The following is a 9654-nucleotide window of genomic DNA, read 5'->3' as shown; positions in this document are numbered from 1 at the left end:
TCCCAACTGTCGTGGCCGGCACACCTCTTCACGCGTCCTCGTCCAGCGTAGCCCTGATCAGCCGCCGTTCTGGGCCGCATCCAGGATCTTGCCGGACAGTTGCTGAGGCATCGGTTCGTGGCAGGCGTACGCGCGGGCGAACCGGCCTGTGCCGTGCGAGAGGGAGCGCAGCTCCACCGCGTATCGGCTGATCTCGATCTCCGGGATCTGCGCCCGTACGAGCGTCTGCCCGTCGGACGCCTGCTCGGTGCCGGAGACCCTGCCGCGCCGTCCGGACAGGTCACTCATGACCGATCCCACGTACTCGTCCGAGACCGTCACCTGCAACTCCGCGACAGGCTCCAGCAGATGGATGCGCGCCTTGGCCGCACACTCGCGCAGCGCGAGGGCTCCGGCCGTCTGGAACGCGGCGTCGGACGAGTCCACCGAGTGTGCCTTGCCGTCGTGGAGCGTCACCCGGAAGTCCACCAGCGGGTATCCGGCGGCCACACCCTTGGCGGCCTGCGCCCGTACGCCCTTCTCCACGGACGGGATGAACTGCCGCGGGACGGCGCCGCCCACGACCTTGTCGACGAACTCGATGCCCGAACCGCCTGGCAGGGGCTCCACGGTGATCTCGCAGATCGCGAACTGCCCGTGCCCGCCCGACTGTTTGACGTGCCGTCCCCGCCCGGTCGCCTCCTCGGCGAAGGTCTCCCGCAGAGAGACCCTGTGCTCGACGGAGTCGACGTTCACGCCGTAGCGGCTGCGCAGCCGTTCGAGGGCGACGCCCATGTGCGCCTCGCCCAGGCACCACAGGACGAGCTGGTGGGTGTCCGGGTTCTGCTCCAGGCGCATCGTCGGATCCTCGGCGACGAGCCGGGACAGCCCGTGCGAGAGCTTGTCCTCGTCCGGCTTGCTGTGCGCCTCGATGGCGACCGGCAGCAGCGGGTCCGGCATCACCCACGGCTCCATCAGCAGCGGGTCGTTCTTGGCCGAGAGGGTGTCGCCGGTCTCGGCCCGGTTCAGCTTCGCGACGCAGGCGAGATCGCCCGCGACAGCCTTGGCGAGCGGGCGCTGCTGTTTGCCGAAGGGCACCGAGAGGGCGCCGACCCGTTCGTCCACATCGTGATCCTCGTGGCCGCGGTCCTCCAGTCCGTGCCCCGAGACGTGCACCGTCTCGTCGGGCCGCAGGGTGCCGGAGAAGACCCGTACGAGCGAAATCCGTCCCACGTACGGGTCCGAGGAGGTCTTCACCACCTCGGCCACCAGCGGCCCGTCCGGGTCGCAGGTCAGCTGCGGACGCGCACCGCCCTGCGGGGTGGTGACCGCGGGGACCGCTCGCTCCTGTGGCGTCGGGAAGCCGCCGGTGATCAGCTCCAGCAGTTCCACCGTGCCCAGCCCCTGCCGGGCCCCGTCGCCGGCCGGCGCCGCCGCCAGCACCGGGTGGAAGACGCCGCGGGCGACGGCCTTCTCCAGGTCCTCGATGAGTGTCTTGATGTCGCACTGCTCACCGGCCAGATAGCGGTCCATGAGGGTCTCGTCCTCGCTCTCGGCGATGATCCCCTCGATGAGCCGGTTCCTGGACTCCTCGATCAGCGGCAGCTGGCCGGGGTCCGGATCGCGCTCGGTGCGCGTGCCCGGCGTGTAGTCGAAGACCCGCTGGGAGAGCAGCCCGATCAGCCCGTCGACCGGCGCGTGCCCGTCGGCGGCCGACGCCTCGCCGCGCAGCGGGAGGTAGAGCGGGATCACGGCATCGGGATCGTCACCGCCGAAGACGCGCTGGCAGACCTCCACCATCTCCTCGAAGTCGGCGCGTGCGGCGTCGAGATGGGTCACCACGATGGCCCGCGGCATCCCCACAGCCGCGCATTCCTCCCACGCCAGCCGCGTCGCCCCGTCCACGCCGTCCGCGGCCGAGACGACGAAGAGGGCCGCGTCCGCTGCTCGCAGACCGGCCCTCAACTCCCCGACGAAATCGGCGTATCCGGGGGTGTCCAGCAGATTGATCCGGATGCCGCCCCACTCCACCGGCACCAGGGAGAGCTGCACCGAACGCTGCTGCCGGTGCTCGATCTCGTCGTAGTCGGAGACGGTGCCGCCGTCCTCGACCCGGCCCGCCCGGCTCACCGCTCCCGAGGTGAGCGCCAGTGCTTCGACGAGGGTGGTCTTTCCCGAACCGCTGTGGCCGACCAGTACCACGTTCCGCAGTGCGGAGGGCTGCTCGGCCGCCGTTGCCCTGCCGGCGGCTCCGGGGTGTGTACCCGCTTTGTCGCCCATGTGTCCCGCCTTCCGGTCGACACCTGTTGGGTCCGTCGCGAAAACCACGGTTCTACGAGCTTTCCACCGCTTCCGGCACCCGTCCATACGTAGCGCGGGGCACCGCAGCGATCCCTTCGCGACGGCCCTCCGGCGCTGGCTACGATGGGGCCGTCGGTGGCCGCACTCGCCACCCGGCCCGCCATCGACCAACCTGGACGGCCATGCTGAACAAGTACGCGCGTGCCTTCTTCACGCGTGTTCTCACTCCCTTCGCCGCATTGCTGCTGCGCCTGGGAGTGAGTCCCGATGCGGTCACCCTGATCGGCACCGGGGGTGTGGTGGCGGGTGCGCTGGGGTTCTATCCGTTCGGCGAGTTCTTCTGGGGCACGGTCGTCATCACGCTGTTCGTCTTCTCCGACCTCGTGGACGGCAACATGGCGCGGCAGCTGGGCCGTTCCAGCAGGTGGGGGGCCTTCCTCGACTCCACTTTGGACCGGGTCGCCGACGCGGCGGTCTTCGGCGGTATCGCGCTGTGGTACGCGGGCCGCGGCGACAGCGTCCTGATGTGCGCGGTCACCATCTTCTGCCTGGCCAGCGGCCAGGTCGTCTCCTACACCAAGGCGCGCGGCGAGAGCATCGGCCTGCCGGTGAACGTCAACGGCCTGGTCGAGCGCGCGGAGCGGCTCGTGATCACCCTGGTACTGACCGGGCTCGCGGGCTTCACCACCTTCGGCGTCCCGCACATCGGCGTCCTGCTGCCCATCGCGCTGTGGGTGGTCGCCCTCGGCAGCGCCGTGACTCTTGGCCAGCGCGTGGTGACCGTACGCGGTGAGGCCGCCGAGGCGGACGGGCGGGGGGTCGCGTGAGCGCCGCCGGTGACCGGCTGACGGACGCCCTGTACGGACTGGGCTGGGCGGGCGTCAGGAAGCTTCCCGAGCCCGCCGCGGAGCGGCTGGGGCGGAGTATCGCCGACAGCCTCTGGCGGCGGCGGGGCAAGGGCGTACGGCAGCTGGAGGCCAACCTCGCCCGCGTCGTCCCCGACGCCTCGCCCGAGCGCCTCGCACAGCTCTCCCGTGCGGGCATGCGCTCGTACCTGCGCTACTGGATGGAGTCCTTCCGGCTGCCCTCCTGGAGCGAGCAGCGCGTCCGCGGCGGCGTGCGGATAACGGACCTGCACCACCTCACCGACGGCATCGCGTCCGACCGCGGGGTCATCCTCGCGCTGCCGCACCTGGCCAACTGGGACCTGGCCGGTGCCTATGTCACCACCGAGCTGAAGACGCCCTTCACGACGGTCGTCGAACGCCTCAAGCCCGAATCGCTCTTCGACCGCTTCGTCGCCTACCGCGAGAGCCTGGGAATGGAGGTGCTGCCGCACGCCGGCGGAGCCGCCTTCGGCACCCTCGCGCGCCGGCTGCGGGCGGGCGGGCTGGTCTGCCTGGTGGCCGACCGCGACCTGTCCGCCTCGGGGATCGAGGTGGGGTTCTTCGGGGAGCGCGCGCGGATGCCCGCCGGGCCCGCCATGCTGGCCCAGCAGACCGGAGCGCTGCTGCTGCCGGTGACGCTCTGGTACGACGAGACGCCGGTGCTGAAGGGCCGGGTCTACCCCGCGGTGGATGTTCCGGCGGACGGCACCCGGGGGGAGAAGGCCGCTGTGATGACCCAGGCCGTGGCGGACGCCTTCGCCGACGGCATCGCCGAGCACCCCGAGGACTGGCACATGCTGCAGCGGCTCTGGCTCTCCGACCTGGCCCCCGGGCGGGAACCGGACGGGTCCGCGGCGAAGGAGGAGCGGGACGCATGAGGATCGGCATCGTCTGCCCCTACTCCTGGGACGTGCCCGGCGGCGTCCAGTTCCACATCCGCGACCTGGCGGAGCACCTGATCCGGCTGGGGCACGAGGTGTCCGTCCTGGCGCCGTCCGACGATGAGACCCCGCTGCCCCCTTACGTCGTCTCCGCCGGACGCGCCGTCCCGGTGCCCTACAACGGCTCGGTCGCCCGGCTCAACTTCGGCTTCCTCTCGGCGGCCCGGGTACGCCGCTGGGTGCACGACGGACGCTTCGACGTACTGCACATCCACGAGCCCGCCACGCCCTCCCTCGCCCTGCTCACCTGCTGGGCGGCGCAGGGCCCGATCGTGGCCACCTTCCACACCTCCAACCCGCGCTCACGGGCGATGATCGCGGCGTACCCGATCCTGCAGCCCGCGCTGGAGAAGATCAGCGCCCGGATAGCGGTGAGCGAGTACGCGCGGCGCACCCTGGTCGAACATCTCGGCGGTGACGCGGTCGTCATCCCCAACGGCGTCGACGTCGGCTTCTTCGCCGGTGCCGAACCGAAGGCGGAGTGGCAGGGCGGCACGATCGGCTTCATCGGGCGGATCGACGAGCCCCGCAAGGGACTTCCGGTGCTGATGAAGGCGTTCCCGCGCATCCTGGCCGCGCTGCCCGGCACCCGGCTGCTGGTCGCCGGGCGCGGTGATGAGAAGGAGGCCGTCGCGGCCCTGCCCGCCGAGATGCGCGAGCGGGTGGAGTTCCTCGGCATGGTCAGCGACGAGGACAAGGCACGGCTGCTGCGCAGCGTCGACCTGTACGTGGCGCCCAACACCGGCGGGGAGTCCTTCGGCATCATCCTGGTCGAGGCGATGTCCGCGGGTGCGCCGGTGCTCGCCAGCGACCTGGACGCGTTCGCCCAGGTGCTGGACGGAGGAGCGGCGGGGGAACTGTTCGCCAACGGGAACGCCGACGAGCTGGCCGATGCCGCCGTACGCCTGCTGGGCGCCCCCGGGCGCCTGGCCGAGCTGCGGGAACTGGGCATCCGGCATGTGCGCCGGTTCGACTGGACCACCGTCGGCGCCGACGTCCTCGCCGTCTACGAAACCGTCACCGACGGCGCCGCGGCCGTCTCCCCGGACGAGCGCATCGGGCTGCGCGCCCGGTTCGGCCTGGCCCGTACCGAGCCACGCTGACAGAGCCCGCCGACCACGCTGCCACGCCGAGATACCGCTGAGGACCGACGGAGAGTGCTGAGCCAATGGCCTTGACCACCCTGTTCCTGCTCGTCGCCGCCGTGCTGCTGATCGGCGTCTACCTGAGCTGGACCGCCGGACGGCTGGACCGGCTGCACGCCCGTATCGACGCCGCCAGGGCCGCCCTCGACGCGCAGCTGCTGCGCCGCGCCTCGGTCGCACAGGAGCTGTCCACCGCGGGCGTGCTGGACCCCGCGGCCTCGATCGTCCTCTACCAGTCCGCGCACGACGCCCGGCAGGCCGAGGAGGACCAGCGGGAGGTCGCCGAGAGCGAGCTGAGCCAGGCGCTGCGCGCCGTCTTCGCGGAAACCGGCCAGGTCGAGGCGGTCCGTGCGGCTCCGGGCGGTGAGGAGGCGGCCGCGGAGCTGACGGCGGCCGTCCGCCGCGTTCCGATGGCGCGGCGCTTCCACAACGACGCCGTACGGGCCGCGCGCGCCCTGCGCCGTCACCGCACGGTCCGCTGGCTGCGGCTGGCGGGCTACGCGCCGTTCCCGCTGGCCTTCGAGATGGATGACGAGCCGCCGCCCGCACTTGCCGACCGGGCCAACGGCGCCAACGGCACATCGCGGCCGGGAAGCTGACCACCCTGCGACCGTCCGACGTACGGGCCACCTCACCGGAATTGGCCCTTTTCCAGGGCCACCCCCGTCCAGGATCGTGTACCAAGCGGACCTACCATGGTCCTGTCGTACTTTTTCCCTTCGAGTGAGGTCATCGCGTGTCCACCCCGTCTTCTGAGTCCTCCGCCCCGTCCGCACAGGCCCCCGAGACCGGCACCGCGCGCGTCAAGCGCGGCATGGCCGAGCAGCTCAAGGGCGGCGTGATCATGGATGTCGTGACGCCTGAACAGGCCAAGGTCGCCGAGGACGCCGGTGCCGTCGCGGTGATGGCCCTGGAGCGGGTACCGGCCGACATCCGCAAGGACGGCGGCGTCGCCCGGATGTCCGACCCGGACATGATCGAGGGGATCATCGAGGCGGTCTCCATCCCGGTGATGGCCAAGTCCCGCATCGGCCACTTCGCCGAGGCGCAGATCCTGCAGGCGCTCGGCGTGGACTACATCGACGAGTCCGAGGTCCTCACCCCGGCCGACGAGGTCAACCACAGCGACAAGTTCGGCTTCACCACCCCCTTCGTCTGCGGTGCCACCAACCTCGGCGAGGCCCTGCGCCGCATCGCCGAGGGCGCCGCCATGATCCGTTCCAAGGGTGAGGCCGGCACCGGCAACATCGTCGAAGCCGTGCGGCACATGCGCCAGATCAAGAGCGAGATCGGCAGGCTCAAGGCCCTCGACAGCCACGAGCTGTACGCCGCGGCCAAGGAACTCCGTGCTCCGTACGAGCTGGTCAAGGAGGTGGCCGCACTGGGCAAGCTGCCCGTCGTGCTGTTCTCCGCGGGTGGCGTCGCCACCCCCGCCGACGCCGCGCTGATGCGCCAGCTCGGCGCCGAGGGCGTCTTCGTCGGCTCCGGCATCTTCAAGGCCGGTGACCCGGCCAAGCGCGCCGCGGCCATCGTGAAGGCCACCACCTTCTACGACGACCCCAAGATCATCGCCGACGCCTCGCGCGGCCTGGGCGAGGCCATGGTCGGCATCAACTGCGACACCCTGCCCGAGGGTGAGCGCTACGCGTCCCGCGGCTGGTGACGAAGTCACCAGCGCGAGGCAGGAGAGGCACCTCCCCGTGAGCACTCCCACTGTCGGCGTCCTCGCCCTGCAGGGCGACGTCCGAGAGCACTTCGCCGCACTGTCCGCGGTGGGCGCCCAGGCCCGCGCCGTGCGCCGTCCCGAGGAGCTCGCCGAGGTCGACGGGCTGGTCATACCGGGCGGTGAGTCGACGACGATCTCCAAACTGGCCATCGCCTTCGGCCTGTTGGAGCCGCTGCGCGAGCGCGTACGGGCGGGCATGCCCGCCTACGGCTCCTGCGCGGGCATGATCATGCTCGCCGACAAGATCCTCGACCCGAGGTCGGAACAGGAGACCGTCGGCGGCATCGACATGATCGTGCGGCGCAACGCCTTCGGGCGGCAGAACGAGTCCTTCGAGGCGGCACTCGAGGTGGCGGGTGTGGACGGCGGCCCGGTCGAGGGCGTCTTCATCAGGGCCCCCTGGGTGGAGTCGACAGGCGCCCGCGCCCAGGTGCTGGCGACGTACGACGGACACCCGGTCGCGGTCCGCCAGGACCGTCTGCTGGCCACCTCCTTCCATCCCGAACTCACGGGTGACCACCGGGTGCACGCGCTGTTCGCCGGGATGGTGCGCACCACGCTCGGGTGACTACCGTGCGTGGTGCGGGGCCGTGCCGTCAGGCGCAGCGGTCAGCACGCTGAGTGCCTGGCGGTAGGATCTCCGCGTTGGTTCATGTCGGTGACGTCGAAGGAGCGAGGCTGTGTCCGGCCACTCTAAGTGGGCAACCACCAAGCACAAGAAGGCCGTGATCGATGCCAAGCGCGGCAAGCTCTTCGCCAAGCTGATCAAGAACATCGAGGTCGCGGCCCGTACGGGCGGCGCCGACCCGGAGGGCAACCCGACCCTCTACGACGCCATTCAGAAGGCCAAGAAGAGCTCCGTTCCCAACAAGAACATCGACAGCGCGGTCAAGCGCGGCGCCGGCCTGGAGGCGGGCGGAGCCGACTACGAGACGATCATGTACGAGGGCTACGGGCCCAACGGCGTCGCGGTGCTCATCGAGTGCCTCACCGACAACCGCAACCGTGCCGCCTCCGACGTCCGTGTCGCCATGACCCGGAACGGCGGCTCCATGGCCGACCCGGGCTCCGTCTCCTACCTCTTCAACCGCAAGGGCGTCGTGATCGTCCCCAAGAGCGAGGACGGTCCGGCCGAGGACGACGTGCTCGCCGCCGTGCTGGAGGCCGGGGCCGAGGAAGTCAACGACCTGGGCGAGAACTTCGAGGTCATCAGCGAGGCCACTGACCTGGTTCCGGTCCGCACCGCGCTGGTCGACTCCGGCATCGACTACGAGTCGGCGGACAACAGCTTCCTGCCCAGCGTGCAGGTGCAGTTGGAGGAGGACGGGGCGCGCAAGATCTTCAAGCTGATCGACGCCCTCGAGGACAGCGACGACGTGCAGAACGTCTTCGCCAACTTCGATGTCACCGATGACGTGATGGCGAAGGTCGACGCCTGACACCCGGTCAGCAACCCGCATCCGGGCGGCGATTGCCGCGGTTCCCGCTCCGGTACGGCACGGCCCGGCGGCGTTGTCGGTGCCGGCCGATAACCTGCGGAGAATGCTGACCGGAGGCGTGAGAAGGGGAGGACCGCGGTGCGTGTGCTCGGTGTGGACCCGGGGCTGACCCGCTGCGGACTCGGTGTCGTCGAGGGAGTCGCCGGCCGCCCGCTCACGATGAAGGCGGTCGGCGTCGTCCGTACGCCCGCGGACGCCGGGATCCCCGAGCGCCTCGTCCTCATCGAGCGCGGCATGGAGGAGTGGCTGGACGCGCACCGGCCCGAAGCCGTCGCCGTGGAGCGGGTGTTCAGCCAGCACAACGTCCGTACGGTGATGGGCACAGCCCAGGCCAGCGCCGTGGCCATGCTGTGCGCCGCGCGTCGCGGGCTGCCCGTCGCCCTGCACACGCCCAGCGAGGTCAAGGCCGCCGTCACCGGCACCGGACGGGCCGAGAAGGCGCAGGTCGGTGCCATGGTCGCCCGTCTGCTCCGGCTCACCTCGCCTCCCCGGCCGGCGGACGCCGCCGACGCCCTGGCGCTCGCCATCTGCCACTTGTGGCGGGCTCCGGCGCAGCAGCGGCTCAGCCGGCTCCAGCAGGCCCACGCCGCTGCCCGCGGCGCCGCACCCGATCAGCGCGCACCGAAAGGCACCGTCCGATGATCGCCTTCGTCTCCGGTCCCGTCGCCGCTCTCGCTCCGGACGCCGCCGTGCTCGAGGTCGGCGGTGTGGGCATGTCCGTGCAGTGCACGCCGGGAACGCTCGCCGGGCTGCGCGTCGGCCGGCCGGCCAAGCTCGCCACCTCCCTCGTCGTACGGGAGGACTCGCTGACCCTCTACGGCTTCGCGGACGACGACGAACGGCAGACCTTCGAACTGCTGCAGACCGCCAGCGGGGTGGGCCCGCGGCTTGCCCAGGCCATGCTCGCCGTGCACACGCCCGACGCGCTGCGGCTGGCCGTCGCCGGCGGCGACGAGAAGACGCTCACCGCCGTGCCCGGCATCGGGAAGAAGGGCGCGCAGAAGCTGCTGCTGGAGTTGAAGGACCGACTCGGCGCGCCTGCCGGGACCGGTGGCCCGCAGCCCGGCCGTCCGGGTGCCCCCGTCTCCGGCGGCTGGCGGGATCAACTGCACTCCGCGCTCAGCGGGTTGGGGTACGCGGCGCGCGAGGCCGACGAGGCGGTCGCCGCCGTAGCCC

General features: G+C 71.2%; 10 protein-coding genes. 9 read left to right on the top strand and 1 reads right to left on the bottom strand.

The window, feature by feature from the left end; genetic code table 11:
- Positions 1–57: 57 nt before the first annotated feature.
- Positions 58–2259, bottom strand: a complete 2202-nt coding sequence (locus ACRDP3_RS08055; protein ID WP_431516156.1) for an elongation factor G-like protein EF-G2 — start codon at positions 2257–2259, stop codon at positions 58–60.
- Between the two features lie 203 nt (positions 2260–2462).
- Between ACRDP3_RS08055 and pgsA the strand changes: the two genes are divergently transcribed.
- The 9 genes from pgsA to ruvA all read left to right on the top strand — a co-directional run.
- A complete protein-coding gene (gene pgsA / locus ACRDP3_RS08050; protein ID WP_431516155.1) occupies positions 2463–3107 on the top strand; it encodes a phosphatidylinositol phosphate synthase in 645 nt (214 codons plus the stop codon).
- Complete coding sequence (locus tag ACRDP3_RS08045) at positions 3104–4045, top strand: phosphatidylinositol mannoside acyltransferase (RefSeq protein WP_431516154.1); 942 nt, start codon at positions 3104–3106, stop codon at positions 4043–4045. The genes pgsA and ACRDP3_RS08045 overlap by 4 nt, the downstream gene beginning before the upstream one ends.
- Positions 4042–5211 carry a glycosyltransferase family 4 protein gene (locus ACRDP3_RS08040; RefSeq protein ID WP_431516153.1) on the top strand — a complete coding sequence of 390 codons (1170 nt, stop codon included), beginning with the start codon at positions 4042–4044 and terminating at the stop codon, positions 5209–5211. The genes ACRDP3_RS08045 and ACRDP3_RS08040 overlap by 4 nt, the downstream gene beginning before the upstream one ends.
- A 65-nt stretch (positions 5212–5276) precedes the next feature.
- Entirely contained in the window at positions 5277–5852 is a 576-nt protein-coding gene (locus tag ACRDP3_RS08035; protein WP_431516152.1) for a hypothetical protein, read from the top strand.
- A 137-nt stretch (positions 5853–5989) separates the two neighbouring features.
- Positions 5990–6916 carry a pyridoxal 5'-phosphate synthase lyase subunit PdxS gene (gene pdxS / locus ACRDP3_RS08030; protein WP_431516151.1) on the top strand — a complete coding sequence of 309 codons (927 nt, stop codon included), beginning with the start codon at positions 5990–5992 and terminating at the stop codon, positions 6914–6916.
- A gap of 37 nt (positions 6917–6953) precedes the next feature.
- Positions 6954–7547 carry a pyridoxal 5'-phosphate synthase glutaminase subunit PdxT gene (pdxT, locus tag ACRDP3_RS08025; protein ID WP_431516150.1) on the top strand — a complete coding sequence of 198 codons (594 nt, stop codon included), beginning with the start codon at positions 6954–6956 and terminating at the stop codon, positions 7545–7547.
- A 112-nt stretch (positions 7548–7659) separates the two neighbouring features.
- The gene (locus ACRDP3_RS08020) at positions 7660–8418 is read left to right on the top strand and encodes a YebC/PmpR family DNA-binding transcriptional regulator (RefSeq protein WP_431516149.1); all 759 of its coding nucleotides are present in this window, start codon (positions 7660–7662) and stop codon (positions 8416–8418) included.
- A gap of 138 nt (positions 8419–8556) precedes the next feature.
- Positions 8557–9120 carry a crossover junction endodeoxyribonuclease RuvC gene (ruvC, locus tag ACRDP3_RS08015; RefSeq protein ID WP_431516148.1) on the top strand — a complete coding sequence of 188 codons (564 nt, stop codon included), beginning with the start codon at positions 8557–8559 and terminating at the stop codon, positions 9118–9120.
- On the top strand, positions 9117–9654 hold a 538-nt coding region (gene ruvA, locus ACRDP3_RS08010; RefSeq protein WP_431516147.1), incomplete at its 3' end, for a Holliday junction branch migration protein RuvA. The genes ruvC and ruvA, both read left to right, overlap by 4 nt.

This window comes from Streptomyces sp. (assembly GCF_050698815.1).
Classification (GTDB): domain Bacteria; phylum Actinomycetota; class Actinomycetes; order Streptomycetales; family Streptomycetaceae; genus Streptomyces.
This window is presented reverse-complemented; position numbering and strand designations above follow the sequence as displayed.